Genomic DNA, 22,449 nt, shown 5'->3' with positions numbered 1-22,449 from the left:
AGTGTAGGAATGCTTGGCTGGAGGCGGGCGACCGTGCGGCGTCCGCGCCGGAACCTGTTGGGCCAGCCGGAAACAGTTCACGAGGGGACGAAGTAAGGACATGACGGAAGTCGGGAGCAAAGTGCGTTTTCCAGCCGCGACCAAGGTCTTGGTGATCATGCCGGCGTGGAACGAGCGGGCGTGTATTGGCAACACCGTCCGGGAGGTCATTGACCTCGGACGGGACTACGACGTTCTCGTCGTCGACGATGGTTCGGAAGACGGAACCCCGGAACTTGCCGAGGCCGCCGGGGCGCATGTCCTTCGGCTGCCCTTCAATCTCGGTGTTGGCGGTGCCATGCGGGCGGGTTTTAAGTACGCGCACCGGACGGGCTACGACGCCGTCGTCCAGGTGGACGCGGACGGGCAGCACGATCCCAAGGACATTCCGTCGGTGGTCGCAGGCCTTGAACACTCGGACATTTCGATCGGCGCACGGTTCGCTGACAAGGGACAATATACCGTCACCGGCCCCAGGAAATGGGCAATGCGTTTGCTGGCGGCCGTGATTTCCCGCATTGCTGGTACAGAGCTCACGGATGTCACGTCGGGGTTCCGCGCCGGTAATCCCCGCGCCATTTCCCAGTACCTGAAGCACTATCCTGCCGAGTATCTGGGCGACACCATCGACTCGCTCGTAGTGGCGATCCGGTCCGGGTGCGTAGTCTCCCAGACCGGAGTTGTGATGCGGCCCCGCCAGGGCGGGCAACCCAGCCACAACCCGGCGAAATCGGCGATCTATTTGGTCCGGTCGCTACTGGCACTCTTGTTTGCCATGACCCGGGGCAAAGCCCGCACGTCTCACGAAAGCGATATCTGACCGTGGAAAGCATTGCCGCCCTCATCTTCTCGATGCTTGTCCTGGGCAGCGTTGTCTACCTGCTGCGCGGCAAGGGCCTTCGGGAAAAGTACGCGTTTCTGTGGCTGCTCGTCGGCATCGCGAGCCTTGTGCTTACGGCAATCCCGGGCATGCTTCGGGGAGTCACATCCCTGACCGGGGTGCAGGTCCCGTCCAATCTCCTCTTTGCCATGGGCATTATCTTCCTGACCGGCGTCGCGCTGCATCTGTCCTGGGAAGTGTCCGTTCTTGAGGAAGAGGCGCGCACGCTGTCCGAGGAAGCTGCTATTGGGCGCGCACGGCTGGAGGAGTTGGAGCGGAAGGTTGAGGCCTTGTCTTCGACGGCAGGCGAAGCGGACCGGCAAGCGCCTGCGACGCCGTCCGCTGTGGAAGAATGGCAGTCCCAGCAGCCCACTGATTGATCTCAAAGACTGATCTGATTATTAGCCTCCCAGCACCACGTCCGAGTGGACGTGCGCGCCGTGGTGTGGAGCGCTTGGAGGAACTTAGTTGAAAATGCGACTTCCCACGCCTGTTGCCGATGCGGGCCGCAGAGTCCAACGTTGGGTTTGTGTGAATGACCGTCTGGCGCGCCTGATTACGGTGCTGGTCTTCGTGGCCCTCGTGTTGTTCGGAATCACGACGTCGAATATCGGCATTTCAGAGCTGCGGCAGGATCCCGCCAACCCCCTGGGGTGGCAGTTCGGCGAGTCCCGGTGGATCCGGTCGGATGAGATCTACGCGTTTTCGACCATCGCCATCTCCATTCTGGCAACCCAGGGTGCCCCGAGCCTCAGTCCGCTGGCTGCGCGGGCTGATCTGGTCCACCGGTTTCCGACCGATGGGTTCTTCGAGCAATTTGTCTTTTTTGACTCGACCATGCTCCGCGCTGCCGCGGTCATCCCTGAACATATGCTGTTCGCCGCGCACTGGTGGCTTCCGTCGCTGATCCTGCTACTCGCCATGCCGACCTGGTTCGCCCAGCTGGGACGCTCGCGCCGTTACGGCTGGTTTGCAGCCATTTTGATCGTGCTGTCGCCGTCGAGCGCGTGGTGGTCCATGATGCCGGTAGCGCTGATCGCCTACACGCTAGGCGGCTGCGTGCTTATGATCGCCGCCTTCCAGCGCTTCCAAAATAGACAGCGCCTCGCCCCGGCAGCCATGGCGGTCCTTGGAGGCATCCTGATCGCGGGCCTGCCCACGTTCTACGCACCCTGGTCCTTGCTGCTGGGCCTCCCGGTCCTGATCGCCTCCACGTTGTGGATCCTCCTTCGCGGCGGCGGCTGGGTGCCCCGGCTGAAGTCCATCCTCATTACCGGGGGCACCGCTGTGGTCTTTGGCGTCGGGACGCTGCTGGAGAACAGGGAAGGCCTCCAAGCCCTGCTCAACACGGTCTATCCGGGAATGCGGCGGTCTGAGGCGGATCCGCAGCCCCTCGGACGCATTCTCGGGGCGCCGGCGCTCGGACCGCTGCAGTTCAGTGAACCCGTGGGCATCAATGCGAGTGAACTGTCGTCCTCGTTCACGGTGTTCTTCGTGTGGATCCTTATCATCCTCCTCGCCGCCCAGTGGCGGCTGACGTTCCGGGACAATATCGCGGAATGGACGTTTGGAACGTGGTCGGCGCTATGGATTGTTTGGATCAGCCTGGACCTCGGCCCCACGAGCCAGAAGTTGCCGTTGCTCAACCTCATCACCGCACCGCGGGCGTCCCAAGTGGTGGGCGTGCTCGCGGTGGTCCTCGTCAGCCTCCTGCTGAGCCGTTGGTCTCCACCCGCCTCTTGGCGCATCCCGCTGTTGGCCGGTGCGGCGTGTGGTCTGGCCACGGGCTACGCGGCGTCGTTGCTGAAAGCGTCGGATTTGCCGTCGATTTCAACCGGACTGGTTGTTTTGGTGGCGGCCGCGGTTGGCTTGGCCGTTGCTGCCGTAACGAAGTATCCCAAGCGGCTGTGGCCCTTGGCGCTCTGCATCGTCCTGGCGTCGCTCCCCGTCGCCCGGGCGAACCCGGTGCTTGCCGGCCTGGGCGACCTGCGGGCTTCTGACACCGCCAAGGCCGTGGCGGCGCAGTCACCGGCTGTGCGGGCAGAAGGCAAGGTCTGGGCAGCCGACTCGGGGGCACTGAACTCCCTGTTGATGGCCAACGGTATTCCCTCGCTCTCCGGACTCCAGCGGTCCGGTCCCGACGCCGAGGAGTGGCGGAAGCTGGACCCCGAATCGGCCTTCTCCAATAAGTGGAACCGCGGCGGCGGCTATATCTTCTTCTCCTGGGCACCCGGACAGCCGAAGTCCTGGTGGACCAACGAATTCGACGCTGTCGGCGTGGGCATAGATCCCTGCGAGCTCAAAGGCGTCTGGCCGAACCTTGACAAGATCGTCTCCTCGCAGCCCTTGGAAGCAGCGTGTTTGACATTGGACTCTGAACTTCAGTGGACGGGAAAACCGGCCTTCGTCTACGCCGTCCGCTGAGGTCAGCGCGCAAGGAGCCTGATCGCCGGAGACCCGGTGTGCTGACAGCACCGGGGATGGCGCACTCTCTGATCGCCATGCCCGCGGACCATTTCCGTGGCGAGGGGCGATGAGGTATCTGCTGCACGGAAGTTCACGTCCATGAGAAAAAGCCTGGCCCGGGTTCACTTCCCGGCAAACGCTGCGGCGTGGTGCCTGGATTAGCGCAACACTTCTTGCAACCACCCGTCGGAGGATCGCCACCGGGGAGTCCTACCAACCGGCTGGCTAGCTGCGGGCTCCGTCCAGCGCGTGCCGGCGCTCCGTACGGACTCCTGCGCGGAGCAGCCACAATGCAAGGGCCAGCGCGCCGGTGAATCCGGCAACGCACAGCACCGTGCCGCCGGGCGGCTGCCAGGCAGGGTCGGTGATCATCTCGATCCAGCGGCGGTCCACCGTCAGTCCCGTCACATAGCGCGGCAGCGTCTGCATAAAGGTCCAGAGGTGGAATACGACAGCGAGTACGACGGTAGCGTTCAGGACGGGCGCGGCCTGCGGCGAGAATCCACGCGGATCCGCACGGTCCAGCGCCAAGCCGCACACCATCAGCATCGGAACGAACACCGCGAGGATATACCGGCCCTGCCAGACGATGCCCATCGTCTCCACGGCCTCGGCTTGGAGCAGCGGCGGGAGCAGCAGCAGGGCGGCGAGCAGGAAAATCGATGCGGCCCGGCCACGGCCCCGGGCCAGGACGACGGCAGCCATCGCGAGTGCGGAGGCGAGTCCCAGCCAGAACACATATGCGCCCATTGGTGCCGGTGCGTCCAACCAGCCAAAATGCCCAACGTATCCGGTGGCGTAGTCGAAGGTTCTATCCAGCATGACTTCCGCCCCCGTCAGGGGGGAGGAGCCTGCCGCTTCGAATGGGTTGCCGGAGAGGCTGTCATGCTGAGTGATCCAGTAAAGCGCGAAGGCGCAGGACACCCCGATCGTAGCGGTTCCGGCCCACACCCAGGCGTTGCGGCTTAGCGTCTTGATCTGTGGCCAGGTGCCCAGAATGCAGGCCGTGACGGCCATGAGAGCCAGCCAGGGCAGGGACAGGCCCTCGGTGTTGGCAAGCACGCAGGCCGCTGCCGTGATGAGGGGGACGTAGCGCCGGTACGCTCGTGGGTCAGCTGAGCGCTCCAGCAGCAGTACCAGATTAGCCAGTAGTGCGGCCGACGTGGCGTACTCCAGGGAGTTCGGGTTTACGGCCCCGTTGAGGAACAGAACCAGCGTCATCGCCGCAGCTGTCGCGGTCACGGCCCACTTCCGGTGCCGCAGCAGCGAGAGCTCCGGAAGGCAGACGCCAGGAAGAATTAACCTATCAGGCGCTGACGAGCCGCATCCCGTAGACAGCGACTGGGCCGTTGTTCACAGTCGACGGCAGCCCGACTACCGCACAGTAGACCAGATTGTAGTTGCTGGTGAAGGTTTGCGCCGCCAAGAGAGCGCTCGGTCACCACTGAACGGAGGGACGCAGGAAGGCGTGGTCGCCTTCATCAGGGCGAGATGGAAAGCGCCGCCGCCCGGCATTTCACGGCCCGTCAGCTCGCCACGAACCACGGCCGCGGCTTGATGACGTGAGCGGGTTCGTCGGGCACACGCATCAGGGGGGCTGGCGAAGGTCCACGCGGTGTATAGGGCCGTCATCACCAAGAAGCCCCACCAGAGCCGTCGACGTCCGCCGGACATTTGCCCCGACCGGTCGGACGCTCATGTCCCGTGTTGTCAGCGTCCTGTCGACGACGCACCGTCGGCTGGATCAACGACCGTCTTCCAGGAGCCCGAGGAGATAGCTGCCGTAGCCGCTCTTTACCAGATGTTCTGCACGTTCACGTAGCTCATTGTCGCTGAGGAAGCCCAGCCGCCACGCGATCTCCTCGGGGGCGCCGATCTTCAGCCCCTGACGGTTTTCTGTTGTCCGAACAAAATTAGACGCATCATTCAGGTCATTGAACGTCCCGGTGTCGAGCCATGCAGTGCCGCGGGGAAGGATCTCAACGTGGAGCTTCTCGCGTTCGAGGTAGGTCCGGTTGACGTCCGTGATCTCCAGCTCGCCGCGCGCTGAGGGTTTGAGGTTCCAGGCGATGTCGACGACGTCGTTGTCGTAGAAGTAGAGGCCCGGCACGGCGTAGTGGCTCTTAGGTTTGGCGGGCTTTTCCTCGAGTGAGATGGCTCTGCCGCTCGCATCGAACTCGACGACACCATATGACTTCGGGTCGGACACCCAATATCCGAAGACGGCACCGCCCTGAATGTTCTCGAAACGCCGCAGCTGGGTGCCCATCCCCGGACCGTAGAAAATATTGTCGCCGAGAACCAGTGCAACGGTCTCATTGCCAATGTGCTCAGCACCCAGGACGAACGCCTGGGCCAGTCCATCGGGGGAAGGTTGCTGCTTGTAAGTGATGCTGACACCGAACTGCGAGCCATCCCCCAGAAGACGCTGGAACTGCTCGGCGTCGTGAGGGGTAGTGATGATCAGGATGTCCCGGATGCCGGCCAGGATCAGGGTGGAGAGCGGGTAGTAGATCATTGGCTTGTCATACACCGGCATCAGCTGCTTGCTGATACCAAGGGTAATCGGATGGAGCCTTGAGCCGGTTCCGCCGGCCAAAATGATTCCGCGCATGGAGGCCATCTTTCCTGCTACCTTGTGCATCGGCCAAATCCGGTAACCTTTGAGACTATGCAGCGACTACTAGTAACCGGCGGCGCCGGCTTCATCGGTTCCAACTTTGTCCACTATGTTCTCGAGAACACCGGCGATCACGTCACGGTGCTGGACAAGCTCACCTACGCCGGGAACTTGGAGTCACTCAAAGGCCTCCCGGCGGAGCGCTTCCGGTTTGTGCGGGGGGACATCTGCGATGCGTCCCTGGTGGACGGGCTCGTGGCCGCGGCGGATGTGGTGGTGCATTACGCCGCGGAGTCGCATAACGATAATTCGCTGCAGGATCCGCGTCCGTTTTTGGACACGAACATCATCGGTACCTACACGCTGATCGAGGCGGCCCGGAAGCACGGGACGCGGTTCCATCACATTTCCACCGATGAGGTCTACGGAGACCTCGAGCTGGACGATCCGGAGCGCTTCACGGAGGACACCCCGTACAACCCCTCAAGCCCGTACTCGTCGACAAAGGCCGGGTCGGACCTGCTGGTCAGGGCCTGGGTGCGGTCCTTCGGACTGCAGGCGACGATCAGCAACTGCTCGAACAACTACGGGCCCTACCAGCACGTGGAGAAGTTCATCCCGCGCCAGATAACCAACGTGATCGACGGGATCCGCCCTAAGCTGTACGGAAAGGGCGAGAACGTCCGCGACTGGATCCATGCCAGTGACCATTCCGCCGCCGTGCTTGCGATCATCGACAGGGGCCTGATCGGCGAAACGTACCTGATCGGCGCTGATGGTGAGAAGAACAACAAAGAGGTTGTCGAACTCATCCTGCAGCATATGGGCCAGCCCATGGACGCCTACGATCACGTGGTGGACCGGCCCGGGCACGACCTGCGGTACGCGATCGACTCCAGCAAGCTCCGAACCGAACTGGGATGGGAACCGCAGTTCTCGAACTTCGATGCCGGCATCGAAGACACCATCGCCTGGTACCTGGACAACGGCGACTGGTGGCGGCCGCAGAAAGCTGCGACCGAAGCCAAGTACAAGGAGCAGGGCCAGTAGGGATGGAGTTTCATAAGAAGCTCTCTGTAACGGAGACCCCAATCCCGGGGGTTCTCCTCTTTGACCTTCCGATCCACGGGGACAACCGCGGCTGGTTCAAGGAGAACTGGCAGCGCGAAAGAATGCTGGCCGCCGGACTCCCCGATTTCGGGCCGGTCCAGAACAATATCTCGTTCAACGACAAGGCGGGGACCACCCGCGGTATCCATGCCGAGCCCTGGGACAAATTCGTCTCGGTGGCCTGCGGGCGCATCTTCGGTGCATGGGTGGACTTGCGGGAGGGCCCGACCTTCGGCGCCGTCTTCACTGCCGAACTGGACGCGGGCAAGGCGATTTTCATTCCGCGGGGAGTCGCCAACTCATACCAAACCCTCGAAGACGACACGTCTTACGTTTATCTGGTCAATGATCACTGGTCCGCGGATGCGGAATACACCTTCCTCAACCTCGCTGACGAAAGCGTCAGCATTCCCTGGCCCGTTCCCCTGGACCGGGCAGAGTTGTCCGACAAGGACAAGGCGCACCCGAGGTTAAAGGACGTCGTTCCGATGACACCGAGGCGCACACTGGTGCTGGGGGCCGGGGGACAGTTGGGCAAAGCACTGCGGGCTGCGTACGCCGGCGATACCAGCGTGGAGTTCGCCGACCGCAGCGAATTCGACGTGGCCGATCCTGCTTCGTTCACGAGCCGGAACTGGCGGCGGTACTCCACCATCATTAACGCGGCGGCCTACACAGCGGTTGACGAAGCGGAAACGGAGGTGGGACGCCGCACCGCGTGGGCCCTCAATGTGGCTGCCGTGGCCGAACTGTCAAGGATTTCCGCGCGCTACGGGCTCGTGCTTGTGCACGTCTCGAGTGACTACGTCTTCGACGGTTCCATGAAGAGCCACAGTGAGGACGAGGGGGCGGCGCCCCTGGGCGTCTACGGCCAGACGAAGGCCGCGGGGGACGCCGCCGTCGGCGCGGTGCCGCGCCACTACATCGTCCGTACGAGCTGGGTTATCGGTGACGGCGGGAACTTTGTCCGCACTATGGCGTCACTGGCGGCGAAGGGGGTCACCCCGGCGGTGGTCGATGACCAGATCGGCCGGTTGACCTTCGCCGGGGACCTTGCCGCGGGCATCAAGCACCTCCTACAGGTCAAGGCTCCTTTCGGCATTTACAACGTGACCAACGACGGCAAGCCCCAGTCGTGGGCCGACGTCGCAGCAGAGGTCTTTGAGCTGGTGGGCGCTGCGCGGGAGGACGTCACGGGGGTCTCCACCGAAGACTACTTCCGGGGGAAATCAGCGGCGCCACGGCCGCTCAACAGTGTCCTGGAGCTGGAGAAGATTAAGGCGACAGGATTTGCCCCTGCCGACGCCTCGCGGCGGCTCGCGGAGTACCTGCGAAGCGCCGTATAGCGCCGCGTCTTTAGAACTGAGTAACTCCCGGACTGGATTTCAATCCGGGAGTTACTCGTTGTGCCGTGGTTCCTGGGCCGACTCCGGCCGCGTACTTTTCGGTTCGCCGGCCGACGTCGACTCGACGTCGTCAGCCTGCAGGTGCTTGTGTTCCTGGGTGCCGTGATGGGTCACTCTCTTCCCAAACACCCAGTGCTTGAAAAGGAAGTAGTTCCAAACCATCATGGCAGCTGTGGAGATGACCTTGCCCCCCATATAGCCCAGGACAGTTGGCGTCAGCCATTGCACAATGAGCACTGTGGCCGCGGTGTTGGCCACCACCAGCATTCCGTAGCGGATCATGCTGACATGTGTCCGATGCGTGGATTCGAAGGAGAAACTTCGCTGCACCAGAAAGTTGAAAACGAGGCTGGAGAGGAAGGCGGTGGCACTGGCCAGTCCCACTTCCCAGCGGGCCACCTCGCGAAAAAGAACGAGCAGGCCAAAATCAATGGCGAAAGAGAGGCCGCCCACGATCAGGTAACGGACGGCGCTGTGACCAAGAACTTTTACCAAAAGCCGCCGGAGCTTCTTTGCCGCCGTCCCGTTCGTTGGTGTCATGGCTTGCCCAGTCCTAGGGGTGCGAGGCGTTCCCGATCGCTGGAGGAAGGCACTACGCGAGGGACAGAACGAGCGGCTGGATCTATCGCCGGAACGGACTCGATGCCAAGGGCGGCGGGCCGCGTGATGGCGTGCTTCAAGGTGCGGGCTCCTCAGGGGATGGCGGGCAACGGACCTGCTGCTCACGGGTCTGCCTCAGGTCATAACTCTATGTAGTCTAAGTCAGTCCGGGCGGCACTTCCGCTCAGCCTCTGGTCACCGCGTTCCGGTGCCCCGAGGTAACGGCTGCTCAGAGAACCATTGCGAGAGAGCGGGCCAGATAACCTTCATTGGGCTTCATGCCGGTTCCGGAGTACGCCCAGAGGGAGCCGTCCGGCCGCCGTGCGACAAGATCCGGGTGGCCGTCGCTGTTGAGGTTCCAGCCGTTGAGAAGCTTGTCATAGACATTCCAGCCAGTTCCGATCCGAATCGCTGATCCGGGCTTGCCACTGCCGTTTCCGGGGTAGAGCCAGAGTGTGCCGTCGGGCTTGCGTGCAAGAAGATCGTTCCTGCCGTCGGCGTTGACGTCACCGGCCCCAAGGAGCTGATCGAAAGCCTCCCAGCCGTACTCTCCGACCTTCACAGCATCCTGGAAGCTGTTGTTTGCCGCATCGACTTTTCCCGTCCCCTTGTAGAGCCACAAGGAGCCGTTGGAGTGCTTGGCCAGAAGGTCGTTCTTGCCATCGCCGTTCAGATCCCCGACCCCTGTGATCGTGTCGAAAGCCTCCCAGCCAAACGCGCCAATTTTTTTGGCACCCGCATACCCGTTACTTGCCGCATCTACACGCCCGGTTCCGGGGTACAACCACAGGGTTCCGTCCGATTTCCGGGCCAGGAGATCGCTCTTGCCGTCGCCATTGAAGTCGCCTGCGCCGGCGAAGGAATCAAAGGCATCCCAGCCGTAGTCGCCGATCTTTTTCGGGTTTCCATAGGCTCCTGACCCGTTGCCGGGATAGAACCACAGGGTTCCGTCGGGTTTCCGGGCCAGGAGATCGCCTTTTCCATCACCGTTGAAGTCTTGGATTGCCACGAGGGCGTTGAAGGCACCCCAGCCGTACTCCCCGATTTTTCGCGCTCCTTGGTAGCCCTGGTCCTTCATCGCGGTTCCTGCGTAGAAATAGACGGCCCCGGCGGGTGTGCTTGCCACGAAGTCCGCCATCCGGTCTCCGTTGCTGTCCCCAGTCCCGAGGATGTCCTCGTAGATGCCCCATCCCGCACCGATCTGGCGGCCATTGACCAGTACCGCGCGGCCGGTGTTGGAGTAGAGCCACAGCGTTCCGTCGCTTCGCCGGCCGGCGAGATCGTTCGTGCCGTCCCCGTCGAAGTCCTGAACGGCGATGAGTCGGTCAAAGATCTGCCAGCCGTAGTCGATTTTGCGTGCGGTTCCAGTCTGGCCAGCGCCGGTCCCCGAGTAGAGGTACAGGCTGCCATCCGGTGTGCGGGCCGCCAGATCGACCTTGCCGTCGCCGTCGAAATCCCGGACGCCGAGGAGACTGTCGAAGGCGTCCCAGCCGAACGCGCCGATCCTGACGACCGGGCGGTAGCCCTCATCGGAAGCCGACACCCTTCCGGTGCCCGCATAAAACCAGAGGGATCCGTCCAGTTTCCTCGCAACGACGTCGTTCTTTCCATCGGAGTTGTAGTCACCCACTCCGACGAGCCGATCATAGATGCCCCAACCGGAACCGATGCGTCGGCCCGCCAGATACTGTCCGACGCCGCTGCCGGGGTAAAACCAAAGCTCACCATCGGATCTGCGCTGGATTTGGTCGGCGTGACCGTCTCCGTCGAAGTCACCAGGTGCTACGAGCTTGCGCGTCTGATCGGTGGGCACGGGCGGTGGAGCGCCGGTGGCGAACCGCTGGAGGCTGGCGTAATCGCCATTCCAAACATTTGAGTCACCGGCGAACGGTCCCGTACTGCTGTACTGCCAGATGCTGTAGGAGCTCCAGCTCGCGGACGGAACCGGCCCGGCGTTGTTTGTGGGCGAACCCGGGTAGGCCGCAACCCACAGCGGGTAGTCACCGAATCCGGCCGGGTTCCCAAGGCACTGGTTCCACCAGGACGTGTTGGTGTAAATGACCGGCAGGCGCCCGGTCAGAGCCATCATGGTGTTGCCGAAGTCACGCACCCACGATGTCAGCTGACCAGGTGACATGTCGTAACACGTGTTACCGAAATAGAATCCGCTGATGGTTCTGCCCGCGTAGGGATTGAACTCAAAATCAAGGACTGGCGTAAGAGTGGATCCGTCAGCGCTCCAGCCGCCGCCGTTCTGCACGAAATACCGGGCTTGGTCCGCACCCGAAGACCAATTTGGAATTGCGAAGTGGTAGGCCCCCCGGATCATGCCGACGCTTCGGGAACCCTGATACTGGGACCCGAATACCTCGTTCGTGTAGTAGTTGCCTTCGCTGGCTTTGACATAGGCAAACCGCGAGCCCATGTCCCATTGTTGTTGCCAGTTCACGTTGGGTTGATGCCCGCTGACGTCCAGCCCCTGGATCCCGAAGGTTGGAGTCCAGGTGCCCTCGGTGGGCAGAGCCATACTTTCGGACGAAATCGCTGCAGAGCCGCGTGACACGCGGCCGGACCGCTGGCCCATCTCGGCGCCGCCGGTTCCGATGGCGGCGGCCATTGCGGCCTTGCCGGCTGCGGAAGTGGGATCCAGCGGGGCCGCCGTCGCTGGTGCCGGCGGAGGTCCCGCGGTCGAGGACGCGGAAGGGTTCATCGCGGCGGGTGCCGGCGTTGCTTGGGCGGCGGTCGGGGCCGGCGACGAGGACGGTGCGGTGGTGGGATCCGGCGCCGGCGTCGCCGTAGCCCTCGGTGTCGGTGCGACGGCGACGGCCGGCGCCGCCAGGCCAGGCCCGGCAATGAGGGAGACGGCAAGGAGCACGGCCCCAACTCGACTAGCGCGGTGGCTATTGGGGGGAAGTAGGGTCCGCTTCATTTTCCGCTCCGGAACAACACGCTCATGGCAGTGTCATGGTGATCCCGCGCCCGGGACCGAGCCATGCAAGGCTGTCCGGGACTCGAGAATGTCTGACTTGTCGCGCCAACCATATACGGGGCGAAAGGGTGAAGACAGAGCTTCCAGTGTTACCTGTGTGAAAATTGGGGCGAAAATGCGGAAAGTTTTCCACATACAACCGAACAGGCCCTTGTCTGGCCGGGTCGTCACCCATAGCTTTAACCCAATTGCACCGCTCGGGGGACAGGGCGGCAGTCATATTGGGGGCCATTGTGGAGGCTGTGCGCATTGTCGAGGACGAGGTCCGCGAGCTGATCCGGCGACGCGGCCTGGACCCGCTCCGGCAGGCCGGCGAGGTGCGGCGCCTCGTCGAGGCGGCAGTCACAGACTATGACGAACGCGCCTTGTTGGCGCCCCTCCCTCCCATCGGACCGCTGGAGACCGCCCGGAGATTTGTCTTCGATGCCGTGGCCGGGTTCGGGGCCCTGCAGCCGCTGCTGGACGACCCCGCCATCGAGGAGATCTGGCTCAACGCACCGAACGAGATCTATGTGGCGCGCAACGGCGAATCGGAGCTCACCTCGGTATCGCTCACCGAGCAACACGTCAAGGACCTCGTGGAGCGGATGCTCAAGAGCTCCGGGCGCCGCCTCGACATGTCGTCACCCTTCGTTGATGCAGCACTGCCCGACGGTTCCCGCCTCCATGTCGTCATCCCGGACGTCACCAGAAAGTACTGGGCCATCAACATCCGCAAATTCGTGGTCAAGGCCAGCCGGCTGGAGCACCTCGTGGAGCTCGGCACACTGACCCCGCACGCTGCGCGGTTCCTCGGGGCGGCCGTGGCCAGCGGCCTGAACATCCTCGTATCCGGGGCGACGCAGGCAGGGAAGACCACCATGCTGAACTGCCTCGCCGCCAGCATCGGCACGCGGGAGCGCGTCATCACGGTCGAGGAGATCTTCGAGCTTAAGTTCCCGCTGCGCGACGTCGTCGGACTGCAATGCCGGCAGCCGAATCTCGAAGGCGAAGGCGAGATTCCTTTGCGCAGGCTAGTCAAGGAAGCGCTGCGGATGAGGCCCGACCGGCTGGTGGTAGGCGAAGTCCGGGAAGCCGAAAGCCTGGACATGCTCATCGCTCTAAATTCCGGGCTGCCAGGGATGTGCAGCGTCCACGCGAACTCGGCCCACGACGCGGTAACCAAGATCTGCACGCTGCCCCTGCTGGCCGGCGAGAACATCTCCAGCGCGTTCGTGGTCCCCACGGTCGCCTCCTGCATCGACCTCGTGGTCCACTGCAGCCGGCACGCCAACGGACGCAGGCAGGTGACCGAGATCCTGGCTCTGGGCCGCAGGGTGGAGAACGGCATCATCGAATCCTCCATGGTCTTTGCCCTGGCTGACGGCCAGCTGGAGCCTAGAGTCAACTCCATGCCTGCGGCCGAGAAATTTGCGTGCTCGGGCTACGACGTTGCCGCACTGCTGGAGCAGCGCTGATGGCGCCGCTCCTTGGCATGCTGGGCGGTGCCGGACTCCTGCTGATCTGGTGGTCGGCCTGGGAACAACCCAAGCCGGTGAAACCCACCCCCAGAACGAGCAGGCTGGAAGACCTGCTGCGGCGGGCCGGGATAGAAAAGGTCAGCGGCCCCGGCCTGCTGGCCAGCTGCCTCGGCGTGGGGGCATTCACCACCGTCGTGTTCTTCGCCGTGACCCGGTCATGGCCGATCGCGGGGTGTTTTGGGCTATTTGGTGGCTGGCTGCCGATGGCAATAGTAAAGTGGCGCGCCCGAAAGCGCACCGCCGTCCTGCGCCTGCTCTGGCCCGACGTCGTCGATCACCTTCGCTCCGCCATCAGGGCGGGCCTGTCGCTGCCGGAAGCCCTGATCCAGTTGGGGGACAAGGGCCCGGCGGAGCTCCGCCACGTATTCCGCGACTTCGGCTCCGACTACCGATCTGGTGGCCAGTTCGATCCCTGCCTGAACAGGCTCAAAGAGCGGCTGGCTGATCCCGTGGCCGACAGGATCATCGAGGCGCTCCGCCTGACGCGTGAGGTGGGCGGATCGGACCTCGGCCGGTTGCTGGGCACCCTGGCGGAATTCCTGCGGGACAGCGCCCGGACCCGGAGTGAGCTCGAGGCCAGGCAGTCGTGGACGGTCAACGCCGCCCGGCTCGCGGTGGCTGCACCATGGATCGTCCTGGTGCTGCTCGCGAGCCGGCCCGAAGCTGTGGCCGCGTACAACACTCCGGTCGGGACCGGCGTCCTGCTCGGGGGTCTCGCTGTCTCCCTCGTCTCGTACGCCATCATGCTGCGCATCGGGGCGCTCCCGGAAGACGAGCGGGTGCTCCGATGACCGGGCTGATGGCGAGCGCCGCGGTCTGCGGCGTGGTTCTCGGCGGCGGACTCTGGCTGCTGCTGGTGAGGCTGCCGTTCATGCGGCCCACCACCTTCACTGAGCGCATCGGGCCGCAGCTCAAGTCCCACAATCTGGAATCCAGGCTGCTGCGTGCCGCTCCGCGAAATGTCACACTGTTCGGGCCGCTCGAACGGATCCTCCGTCCCGTTGTCCGCGACGCGGTCTCGTTGCTGGGCAGGATCAACCTCGGCGCCCCGGCGTTGAACCGCCGCCTGGCCAGGGCCGGGAGCAGCAAGTCGTCCGTGGACTTCCGGGCTGAGCAGCTTCTCTGGGGTGTTGGGGGCTTTATGGCGGCCGTCGGTGCAGTGATGCTCTTCGGCGCCGCCGGACGATTCAGCCCCGTTGTTGCTGTTGTGGTGGTCCTCGGCGGCGCCGCCGGCGGCTTCCTGTTGCGGGATTATCTGCTGGGCGCGCTGATCCGGAAGCGCGAGTCCCGCATGATGGCGGAGTTCCCCAGCATCGCAGAACTGATGGCCCTTGCCGTCAGCGCCGGGGAGAGCGCCACCGGAGCCCTGGACCGGGTATGCCGCAGTGCCAGGGGAGAGCTGTCACAGGAATTCACCCGGGTCCTCGCCGAGACCCGGGCAGGCAAGCCCCTCGTGGAGGCCCTGCAGGAGTTCTCGGCGAGGACCGACCTTGGTCCGCTGCTCCGCTTCGTGGACGGGCTGATCGTGGCGGTGGAACGCGGGACACCCCTGGCCGATGTGTTGAGGGCCCAGGCCCAGGACGTCAGGGACACAGCCAAGCGCGAACTCATGGAGTCGGCCGGAAAAAAGGAAATCGGAATGATGGTCCCGCTCGTGTTCGGAGTGCTGCCGCTGACGGTCGTGTTTGCCGTTTTCCCGGGCCTGGCCGCCATCAGCTTGCCTTTAGGAGCAGGACAGAAGCAGACGCAGGACAGAAGACCCGCAGCACCCACAGAATCAGGACCAGACCTCGAACCACCCACAAAGGGGGACGACATGAAAAACGGGGGCACCATGAAAAAGGGGACGCCATGAAAAAGGGGACACAGTGAAAAACATCGGGATCCGCACGGCATTGTTGTTCTGGACGTCCGGCCTGCTGCTCCGGCTGCCTCCAGCCGTCCAGGCGCGGAGGAGTAGACGGCCGGCCGCTCCCGGTGACCACCGCGAGCGCGGAGACGTCCCGGGCTGGGTGATGATCACCCTGATGTCTGCGGTGCTGGTCGCTGCACTCCTGGCGCTTGCGGGCCCGGCTCTCGAAGCGCTCTTCAACCAGGCCATGGACAAGGTGGGGCAGTAGCAGGTGCGCAAGGCCGGCGTACTCCACGCCCACGGCAGAGCCGAGGAACGGGGCTCTGCCGTGGTGGACTTCGTCCTGGTGGGCGGCCTGCTGACGCTTTTCTTCCTCGCCATCATCCAACTCACCCTGGCCCTCCACGTCCGTAATACCCTGATCGATGCCGCAGCCTCGGGAGCCAGATACGGCACGCTGGCGGACCGCGGTTCGGCGGATGCCCGGGACAGGACCGCCCAGCTGATCGGCGTGGCACTCAACCCGGACTTCGCCAGGGACGTGACCACGAGCGAAACCAGCTTCCAGGGCATCCGCACCCTGGAGGTGACGGTCCGTGCCCCGCTGCCGGTCATCGGGCTGATCGGCCCCCGGGGGATCCTGGAGGTGAAGGGCCATGCTGCGATCCAGCCGTGAAACCCTGAACAGTCTCCGCCAAGCGGACGACGGCGATGGTTCCGAACGGGGGAGCGCCGTCGTCGAGTTCACTTTCCTGACCCTGCTGCTCATGGTCCCGCTGGTTTACTTCATCATCACGGTGGGGCAGCTCCAGGGCGGCTCCTTCGCGGTGGTGGGCGCCGCGGACCAGGCGGCGAAGGTCTTTGTTGCGCAGCCGGACGCGGCGAGTGGCAGGGCCGCGGCCGAGCAGGCGGTCCTCCTGGCGCTCGCCGACTACGGGCACCCGGCGGAAAACGCCAGGGTGGCTACGGACTGTGCACCGGCGGACTGCCTGGCCGCCGGCTCCGCGGTCACCGTCACCGTCCACCTCACCGTGCCACTGCCGTACGTGCCGTTCAGCGATGCCCTCCACCTCAACGCCGGCCAGCTCAGCGCCTCCGCCACCCAGCTGGTGGGACGCTTCCGATGAACCCCGCGGCGGCGCAGGACCGGAGGCACCGACCGACGAGCGGCCAGGATCCGGAATCCAGTGGCGGCAGGGAAGACGGTCAGCTGACGGTGCTCATCGTCGGCTATGTCCTGCTCGCCCTGCTCGTCGCGACCGTGGTCACGGCCGCCTCCAGCGTCTATATCGAACATAAGAAGCTGCTCTCGCTCGCCGACGGCGCCTCGGTGGCAGCGGCGGACAGCTTCACCCTCGGACAGCTCGAGACCGCCGCCGGCAGCCCCACCGCCGTCCTGGACGGCGGACGCGTCCGCAGCGCGGCCGCCGACTATCTGGACCGCAACGGAGCCTTCTCCCGGTTGAACGGCCTCGCCGTCGCACCGGCAACGGGCAGCCCGGACGGTTCCACCGCTGTGGTGGTGCTGAGCGCCGCGGTCCATCCGCCCGTGGTCAATTTCCTGGTCCCCGACGGCATCAGGATCGAGGCGAGTTCGACGGCGCGTTCCCGGCTCACCCGCTAAGCCGGCTCACCGGCTAAGCCCGCGCTCGGCAGCGCGTCCGGCCGCGCCCGGCAGCGCGGCCGGAAAGACCCGCCCGCGACCGAGTCGGGGCGGCCAGCGGGGATAGCGTAGGCTTAAAAAACCATGGCAAACATTGATTTTCCCGCAGAAATCCGCGAGCTCCGCGCCACCTACACCTCCATCGAGAACGTTTCGAATGTGGAGGCTCTGAAGGAAGACATCGCCGAACTGAGCGAGCGGGCCGGCGAACCCAATCTCTGGGATGATCCCGCCGCCGCCCAGGTGATCACCTCGAGGCTCTCGCACCGCCAGTCCGAGCTCGCTCGCCTGGACTCGCTCGTCTCGCGGATCGACGACCTTGAGGTTCTCGTGGAGCTGGGCCAGGACGAGGACGACGCCGCGTCCATGGGGGAAGCCGCCACCGAGCTGGAATCCATCCGCAAGGCCCTGACGGATCTTGAGGTGGTGACGCTGCTCTCCGGCGAGTTCGACGAGCGCGAGGCCGTGGTCACCATCCGCGCGGGCGCCGGAGGCGTGGACGCGGCGGACTTCGCCGACATGCTGCTGCGGATGTACCTGCGCTGGGCCGAACGCCACGGCTACCCCACCACGATCATGGACACTTCCTACGCCGAAGAAGCCGGGCTGAAGTCCGCCACCTTCGAGGTCAAGGCGCCCTACGCCTATGGCACGCTGAGCGTCGAGGCCGGCACCCACCGCCTGGTCCGGATCAGCCCCTTCGACAACCAGGGCCGCCGCCAGACCTCCTTCGCCGCCGTCGAAGTGATCCCGCTGATCGAACAGACGGACTCCATTGACATCCCGGATAACGAGATCCGCGTTGACGTCTTCCGCTCCTCCGGTCCCGGCGGGCAGTCGGTCAACACCACGGACTCCGCCGTGCGCCTGACCCACCTTCCCACCGGCACAGTGGTCTCCATGCAGAACGAGAAGTCCCAGCTGCAGAACCGCGCCGCCGCCCTGCGCGTGCTCCAGTCGCGGCTGCTGCTGCTCAAGAAAGAGCAGGAAAACGCGGAGAAGAAGGCCTTCGCCGGCGACGTCAAGGCCTCCTGGGGCGACCAGATGCGGTCCTACGTGCTCAACCCCTACCAGATGGTCAAGGACCTCCGCACCGAACACGAGGTGGGGAACACCTCCGCCGTGTTCGACGGCGAGATCGACGACTTCATCGACGCCGGCATCCGTTGGCGGACTGACAACCGCAACGCGGAAAAGTAGGGATCCCGGGCCCGGCGCTGCCCGCCCGCCTCGTGCGTCACTCCAGTCCCTCCCATCTAATCGGGCAACACGCCCCCGCACTCCAGCCGATCCGCAGGGACCCGTGCGTATAGTCGAGAAGCCGGAGCTCTACTTCCCCCACTAGAAAGCCCGCGCCCCGGCAGCAGAACCGTGCTGCACCAGCCGCGTCCTGCAGGGTACTTAGGGCCATGATCCGTTTCGAAAATGTCAGCAAGGTCTATGACCAGACGGCGCGTCCGGCGCTGGATTCGATCGACCTTGAGATCGACCGTGGCGAATTCGCCTTCCTCGTCGGCGCGTCCGGCTCCGGTAAATCCACGTTCCTGCGCCTGGTCCTTAAGGAGGACCGCGCATCCTCGGGCGCCGTCTACGTGGCCGGCCAGAACGTCGCGAACATTTCCAGCTGGCGCGTCCCCAGGCTCCGCCGGGGAATCGGCGTCGTCTTCCAGGACTTCCGGCTGCTGCCGCAGAAAACCGTGTTCGCCAACGTCGCGTTCGCGATGCAGGTCATCGGCAAGAGCCGCAGTGTCATCCGCGACACCGTTCCTGAGGTCCTCAAAACGGTGGGCCTCGAAGGCAAGGAAAGCCGCCTGCCGCACGAGCTCTCCGGCGGTGAGCAGCAGCGGGTGGCGATCGCCCGCGCCGTCGTCAACCGCCCCGGCATCCTGCTGGCCGATGAGCCCACCGGAAACCTGGACCCCACCACCTCGATGGGCATCATGGGTGTGCTGGACAAGATCAACCAGAACGGCACCACCGTGGTGATGGCCACCCACGACGACGACATCGTCAACGAGATGCGCAAGCGCGTCGTGGAACTGCGCAACGGCGTGGTGATCCGCGACGAGGCCAAGGCCCTCTACACGTCCATGATTCCGGTGGTGGGCCAGTCACGGCGCCTCCGGGACGCCAGCGGCCGGGAACTTGAACCCGCCCCCGCACCGGCTGTGTCCAGCCGCATCGAGGCCCGCGCGGATTCACGCGCAGCGGCACGCATCGCAGGGGAGGGCCAGCTGTGAGACTCCAGTTTATCCTCGCCGAAATCGGCAGCGGCCTGCGCCGCAACCTGTCCATGGTGGTCTCCGTCATCCTCGTGACCTTCGTATCCCTGACCTTTGTCGGCGCCGCCGGCATGCTGCAACTGCAGATCAACCAGATGAAGGGGTACTGGTACGACAAGGTCCAGGTGGCCATCTTCCTCTGCAGCGACGGCTCGACGGCGCCCGGCTGCGCCGCCGGCCCGTCGACGGACGAACAGCAGGACAACCTGCGCAAGCTGCTGGAGTCCCCCTCGGTAGCCCAGTACGTCAACGACTTCCAGTTTGAGTCCAAAGACGACGCCTACAAGCATTTCAAGGACCAGTTCTCCAATTCCCCGATTGTCGACTCGGTGAGCGCGGACCAGCTCCCGGCGTCCTTCCGGATCAACATGAAGGACCCGGAGAAGTACCAGATCATCAGCGAGACATTTTCCTCGCAGGCCGGCGTGGAGACCGTGATTGACCAGCGCCAGCTCCTCGAACGTCTCTTCTCGGTCATGAATGCCGCGTCCCTCGTTGCCGTGAGCGTCGCCGGCGTGATGATCGTCTGCGCGATCCTCCTAATTGCGACCACCATCAGGCTGTCGGCATTCAGCCGGCGGCGGGAAACGGGGATCATGCGCCTCGTGGGCGCCTCGAAGATGGTCATCCAGCTTCCCTTCATCCTGGAGGGCGTGATTGCGGCGGTCATCGGTGCCGCCCTCGCCTCGGGCACGCTCTGGGCCGTGGCGCACTTCTTCCTCGGCGGCTACCTGTCCCAGCAATACCCGGACACCGCCTTCATCTCCGCAGCCCAGACGCTGATCCTGGCCCCGGCGCTGATCGGCCTGGGTGTACTCTTGGCCGGGGCGTCATCACTCCTGACCCTCCGCCGATATTTGAGGGTCTAACTTGCGCAACGAAAAGGGAATGCTCATGACAGCGATGGTTCGCCGGACGTCTCGGCCAGGACAGGCCGGCGCCGGCTCATTCCGCCGCCGCAGCCGCCTGATCGGCGCCGCGCTGGTGCTGGTCCTCGCCGCCGGCATGGGTACCTCGACTCCGGTGGCATTCGCCGAGAACCTTGAGGACCAGCAGGCCGCTCTGCGGGACGAAGCATCGCGCGTCCAGCAGTCCCTTGAGTTCGTCGACTCCAGAATCGCCCAGGCCGCGTCGGATCTGGTGCTCTTTCAGGGCCAGCTTCCCGGCGCGCAGCAGTCGCTTCTCGAAGCCCAGGGCCGCGTGGCCGGCGCGGTGAAGGAAGTTGAAGCCCTGGCCTCCCGGGTGGACCTGGCGCAGCAGAACAAAGCCAAGATCACGGAGCAGCTCGAGACGGACAAGCAGAAGATCTCCGATACCAGGAAGCTGATCGGGCAGATCGCCACCCAGGCATACAAATCCGGCGGCGTGCCATCCAACCTGTCCCTGTTCTTCGGCTCGAACCAGGGCGGCAGCCTGACGGACACAATCGACCTGGCCGACCAGGCGATGCGCAGCCAGAACTCTGCGATGGATAAACTCACCCAGCAGAATGCCACCAACGTCAACTCGCAGGCCCGCCTCGAAGCGGTGGAAGCCGAGATCAAGGACCTCAAGGCCAAGGCCGACGCCGCGCTGGCACGTGAGAAAGCCGCCCGCGACGAGGCCGAGGCCAAGAAGGCGCAGGTGGACAAGCTCATTGCCGACACCAGCCGGCTCGACGCGGAGCTGCAGGCTGCCAAGCCCGGCATCCAGACCCAGCTTTCCCAGGTCAAATCACAGCAGGACGCCGTCGCCGCGGAAATCGTCGAACGGGACCGCAAACTGCGTGAGGCCTACGAGGCCGAACAGCGCCGCATCGCCGAGGCCGCTGCGGCTGCCGCAGCCGCCCGCGCCCAGGGCCAGAACCAGGCCAAGCCGGCTCCCTACATCCCGGCGCCCCCCGGACCGCCGTCGGCCTTCGGCCTGCGTAGCCCGCTCCCCGGCGCCCGCATCACCTCGGGCTTCGGCTGGCGCGCGACGCCGCCGGGAACCATCGACTTTTACGGTAAGGGTGGCTACATGCACACCGGCATCGACTTCGGCGCGGGTTGCGGCACCCCGGTGTACGCCCCGGCGGCGGGCACCGTCTACTCGGCCGGCTGGGCGGGCGACGGCGGCGGCAACAACGTCAAGATCTCCCACGGCGTGGTCCAGGGCAACTCGCTGACCACGATCTTCTACCACAACGCCAGCGTCGCAGTGTCTTCCGGGCAGCAGGTCAGCCAGGGCCAGTTGATTGCCTATGTCGGCTCGACGGGTAACTCCACCGGCTGCCACTCGCACTTCGAGACCTGGCTTAACGGCCAGGCGGCGGACCCGATGAACCTGCTCTGATCTGCCGGGAGCGTAAGCTTTCCGGTTGCGGAGATGCTCTGCCGTAAACTGGAGTCTCCGTGCCCTACCGGCTGCGGACCCCCTGGCGGCTGGGAACAGCCATTCCGCCAGCCACCACTCGATCCAAGGAGTTCCACCGTGCCGAAAGAAAGTGGCCGTAAGGTAGTGGCCACCAACCGCAAGGCCCGGCACGACTACCACGTCCTGGACACCTATGAGGCCGGGATCGCGCTGATGGGTACCGAAGTGAAGTCACTCCGCGAGGGGCATGCCTCCATGGTGGACGGCTTCTGTACCTTCTACAACGACGAGCTGTGGATGGAGGGCATCCACATCCCGGAGTACCACCAGGGGAGCTGGACCAACCATGCTGCCCGCCGTCGTCGTAAACTGCTGCTGCACCGCGACGAGCTCATCAAGATCTCGCACAAGATCCGCGAGTCCGGCTTCACCATCGTTCCGCTCCAGCTGTATTTCGTGGACGGACGCGCGAAGGTGGAGATCGGCGTCGCGCGCGGCAAGAAGGAATACGACAAGCGCCAGACGCTGCGCGAGCAGCAGGACAAGCGCGAGGCCCTGCGGGTCATGCGCGAACGCAACCGCCGCTGACGCAGGGCCGGAACCATACCGGACTGCGAAATGGCCCCGCCGCGGGAATGATTCCGGGCGGGTGTGCGCTATGCTTAGTAGTCCGGGAAGGAACCTCACG

21 protein-coding genes are annotated in these 22,449 nt (G+C 64.6%); 17 read left to right on the top strand and 4 right to left on the bottom strand.

Annotated features, from left to right (window positions below):
* Window positions 1–100 precede the first annotated feature (100 nt).
* The 3 genes from RCH07_RS10435 (at window position 101) to RCH07_RS10425 (ending at window position 3,343) form a co-directional block, all read left to right on the top strand.
* Window positions 101–859 carry a glycosyltransferase family 2 protein gene (locus RCH07_RS10435; RefSeq protein WP_326967399.1) on the top strand — a complete coding sequence of 253 codons (759 nt, stop codon included), beginning with the start codon at window positions 101–103 and terminating at the stop codon, window positions 857–859.
* A gap of 2 nt (window positions 860–861) precedes the next feature.
* Entirely contained in the window at window positions 862–1,299 is a 438-nt protein-coding gene (locus RCH07_RS10430; protein ID WP_326967398.1) for a DUF2304 domain-containing protein, read from the top strand.
* Between the two features lie 151 nt (window positions 1,300–1,450).
* Entirely contained in the window at window positions 1,451–3,343 is a 1,893-nt protein-coding gene (locus RCH07_RS10425) for a DUF7657 domain-containing protein (protein WP_326967397.1), read from the top strand.
* Between the two features lie 267 nt (window positions 3,344–3,610).
* On the opposite strand, the gene RCH07_RS10420 is transcribed toward RCH07_RS10425, so the two are convergent.
* Window positions 3,611–4,648 (bottom strand): DUF2142 domain-containing protein, encoded by a 1,038-nt coding sequence (locus tag RCH07_RS10420; RefSeq protein ID WP_326967418.1) that lies wholly within the window; start codon window positions 4,646–4,648, stop codon window positions 3,611–3,613.
* Between the two features lie 481 nt (window positions 4,649–5,129).
* Window positions 5,130–5,999 carry a glucose-1-phosphate thymidylyltransferase RfbA gene (rfbA, locus tag RCH07_RS10415; protein WP_326967396.1) on the bottom strand — a complete coding sequence of 290 codons (870 nt, stop codon included), beginning with the start codon at window positions 5,997–5,999 and terminating at the stop codon, window positions 5,130–5,132.
* A gap of 57 nt (window positions 6,000–6,056) precedes the next feature.
* Here rfbA and rfbB point away from each other — a divergent pair, with 57 nt between their 5' ends.
* On the top strand, window positions 6,057–7,055 hold the full coding sequence (rfbB, locus tag RCH07_RS10410) for a dTDP-glucose 4,6-dehydratase (protein WP_326967395.1): 999 nt from the start codon (window positions 6,057–6,059) through the stop codon (window positions 7,053–7,055).
* 2 nt (window positions 7,056–7,057) lie between these two features.
* Window positions 7,058–8,461 (top strand): bifunctional dTDP-4-dehydrorhamnose 3,5-epimerase family protein/NAD(P)-dependent oxidoreductase, encoded by a 1,404-nt coding sequence (locus RCH07_RS10405; protein WP_326967394.1) that lies wholly within the window; start codon window positions 7,058–7,060, stop codon window positions 8,459–8,461.
* Window positions 8,462–8,512: 51 nt separating this feature from the next.
* On the opposite strand, the gene RCH07_RS10400 is transcribed toward RCH07_RS10405, so the two are convergent.
* Both RCH07_RS10400 and RCH07_RS10395 read right to left on the bottom strand, forming a co-directional pair.
* The gene (locus RCH07_RS10400; protein WP_326967393.1) at window positions 8,513–9,061 is read right to left on the bottom strand and encodes a GtrA family protein; all 549 of its coding nucleotides are present in this window, start codon (window positions 9,059–9,061) and stop codon (window positions 8,513–8,515) included.
* A 289-nt stretch (window positions 9,062–9,350) separates the two neighbouring features.
* Window positions 9,351–12,050, bottom strand: a complete 2,700-nt coding sequence (locus RCH07_RS10395; protein ID WP_326967392.1) for a GH25 family lysozyme — start codon at window positions 12,048–12,050, stop codon at window positions 9,351–9,353.
* Window positions 12,051–12,343: 293 nt separating this feature from the next.
* Here RCH07_RS10395 and RCH07_RS10390 point away from each other — a divergent pair, with 293 nt between their 5' ends.
* The 12 genes from RCH07_RS10390 to smpB all read left to right on the top strand — a co-directional run bounded on the left by RCH07_RS10390 (window position 12,344) and on the right by smpB (window position 22,349).
* Window positions 12,344–13,567, top strand: coding sequence for a CpaF family protein (locus RCH07_RS10390; RefSeq protein WP_326967391.1), 1,224 nt, complete (start codon window positions 12,344–12,346; stop codon window positions 13,565–13,567).
* Window positions 13,567–14,421 carry a type II secretion system F family protein gene (locus RCH07_RS10385; protein ID WP_326967390.1) on the top strand — a complete coding sequence of 285 codons (855 nt, stop codon included), beginning with the start codon at window positions 13,567–13,569 and terminating at the stop codon, window positions 14,419–14,421. Before RCH07_RS10390 ends, RCH07_RS10385 begins: the two co-directional genes overlap by 1 nt.
* Window positions 14,418–15,485, top strand: coding sequence for a type II secretion system F family protein (locus RCH07_RS10380; protein WP_326967389.1), 1,068 nt, complete (start codon window positions 14,418–14,420; stop codon window positions 15,483–15,485). The genes RCH07_RS10385 and RCH07_RS10380 overlap by 4 nt, the downstream gene beginning before the upstream one ends.
* A 73-nt stretch (window positions 15,486–15,558) precedes the next feature.
* Entirely contained in the window at window positions 15,559–15,750 is a 192-nt protein-coding gene (locus tag RCH07_RS10375; protein ID WP_326967417.1) for a hypothetical protein, read from the top strand.
* Window positions 15,751–15,753: 3 nt separating this feature from the next.
* The gene (locus RCH07_RS10370; RefSeq protein ID WP_326967388.1) at window positions 15,754–16,158 is read left to right on the top strand and encodes a TadE/TadG family type IV pilus assembly protein; all 405 of its coding nucleotides are present in this window, start codon (window positions 15,754–15,756) and stop codon (window positions 16,156–16,158) included.
* Complete coding sequence (locus RCH07_RS10365; RefSeq protein WP_326967387.1) at window positions 16,139–16,609, top strand: hypothetical protein; 471 nt, start codon at window positions 16,139–16,141, stop codon at window positions 16,607–16,609. Before RCH07_RS10370 ends, RCH07_RS10365 begins: the two co-directional genes overlap by 20 nt.
* An 83-nt stretch (window positions 16,610–16,692) precedes the next feature.
* Complete coding sequence (locus tag RCH07_RS10360; RefSeq protein WP_442784808.1) at window positions 16,693–17,106, top strand: pilus assembly protein TadG-related protein; 414 nt, start codon at window positions 16,693–16,695, stop codon at window positions 17,104–17,106.
* Window positions 17,107–17,229: 123 nt separating this feature from the next.
* Window positions 17,230–18,345: a peptide chain release factor 2 gene (prfB, locus tag RCH07_RS10355; RefSeq protein ID WP_326967385.1), complete on the top strand. Its 1,116-nt coding sequence runs from the start codon at window positions 17,230–17,232 to the stop codon at window positions 18,343–18,345.
* A 209-nt stretch (window positions 18,346–18,554) separates the two neighbouring features.
* Window positions 18,555–19,385 (top strand): cell division ATP-binding protein FtsE, encoded by an 831-nt coding sequence (ftsE, locus tag RCH07_RS10350; RefSeq protein WP_326967384.1) that lies wholly within the window; start codon window positions 18,555–18,557, stop codon window positions 19,383–19,385.
* Complete coding sequence (gene ftsX, locus RCH07_RS10345) at window positions 19,382–20,296, top strand: permease-like cell division protein FtsX (RefSeq protein ID WP_326967383.1); 915 nt, start codon at window positions 19,382–19,384, stop codon at window positions 20,294–20,296. The genes ftsE and ftsX overlap by 4 nt, the downstream gene beginning before the upstream one ends.
* Before the next feature lie 34 nt (window positions 20,297–20,330).
* On the top strand, window positions 20,331–21,740 hold the full coding sequence (locus tag RCH07_RS10340; protein ID WP_326967416.1) for a peptidoglycan DD-metalloendopeptidase family protein: 1,410 nt from the start codon (window positions 20,331–20,333) through the stop codon (window positions 21,738–21,740).
* 138 nt (window positions 21,741–21,878) lie between these two features.
* Window positions 21,879–22,349 carry an SsrA-binding protein SmpB gene (smpB, locus tag RCH07_RS10335; RefSeq protein WP_326967382.1) on the top strand — a complete coding sequence of 157 codons (471 nt, stop codon included), beginning with the start codon at window positions 21,879–21,881 and terminating at the stop codon, window positions 22,347–22,349.
* Window positions 22,350–22,449: the final 100 nt, after the last annotated feature.

It is taken from the genome of Arthrobacter sp. CG_A4, from assembly GCF_035985125.1.
Taxonomy (GTDB): Bacteria; Actinomycetota; Actinomycetes; order Actinomycetales; family Micrococcaceae; genus Arthrobacter.
This window is presented reverse-complemented; position numbering and strand designations above follow the sequence as displayed.

Bases quoted from the DNA above. Each gene is read 5' to 3' on its own strand.
- RCH07_RS10435 (WP_326967399.1), top strand. From the start codon at position 101: ATGACGGAAGTCGGGAGCAAAGTGCGTTTTCCAGCCGCGACCAAGGTC.
- rfbA (WP_326967396.1), bottom strand. From the start codon at position 5,999: ATGCGCGGAATCATTTTGGCCGGCGGAACCGGCTCAAGGCTCCATCCG.
- rfbB (WP_326967395.1), top strand. From the start codon at position 6,057: ATGCAGCGACTACTAGTAACCGGCGGCGCCGGCTTCATCGGTTCCAAC.
- RCH07_RS10405 (WP_326967394.1), top strand. From the start codon at position 7,058: ATGGAGTTTCATAAGAAGCTCTCTGTAACGGAGACCCCAATCCCGGGG.
- RCH07_RS10400 (WP_326967393.1), bottom strand. From the start codon at position 9,061: ATGACACCAACGAACGGGACGGCGGCAAAGAAGCTCCGGCGGCTTTTG.
- RCH07_RS10395 (WP_326967392.1), bottom strand. From the start codon at position 12,050: ATGAAGCGGACCCTACTTCCCCCCAATAGCCACCGCGCTAGTCGAGTT.
- RCH07_RS10385 (WP_326967390.1), top strand. From the start codon at position 13,567: ATGGCGCCGCTCCTTGGCATGCTGGGCGGTGCCGGACTCCTGCTGATC.
- RCH07_RS10380 (WP_326967389.1), top strand. From the start codon at position 14,418: ATGACCGGGCTGATGGCGAGCGCCGCGGTCTGCGGCGTGGTTCTCGGC.
- RCH07_RS10365 (WP_326967387.1), top strand. From the start codon at position 16,139: ATGCTGCGATCCAGCCGTGAAACCCTGAACAGTCTCCGCCAAGCGGAC.
- prfB (WP_326967385.1), top strand. From the start codon at position 17,230: ATGGCAAACATTGATTTTCCCGCAGAAATCCGCGAGCTCCGCGCCACC.
- ftsE (WP_326967384.1), top strand. From the start codon at position 18,555: ATGATCCGTTTCGAAAATGTCAGCAAGGTCTATGACCAGACGGCGCGT.
- RCH07_RS10340 (WP_326967416.1), top strand. From the start codon at position 20,331: ATGGTTCGCCGGACGTCTCGGCCAGGACAGGCCGGCGCCGGCTCATTC.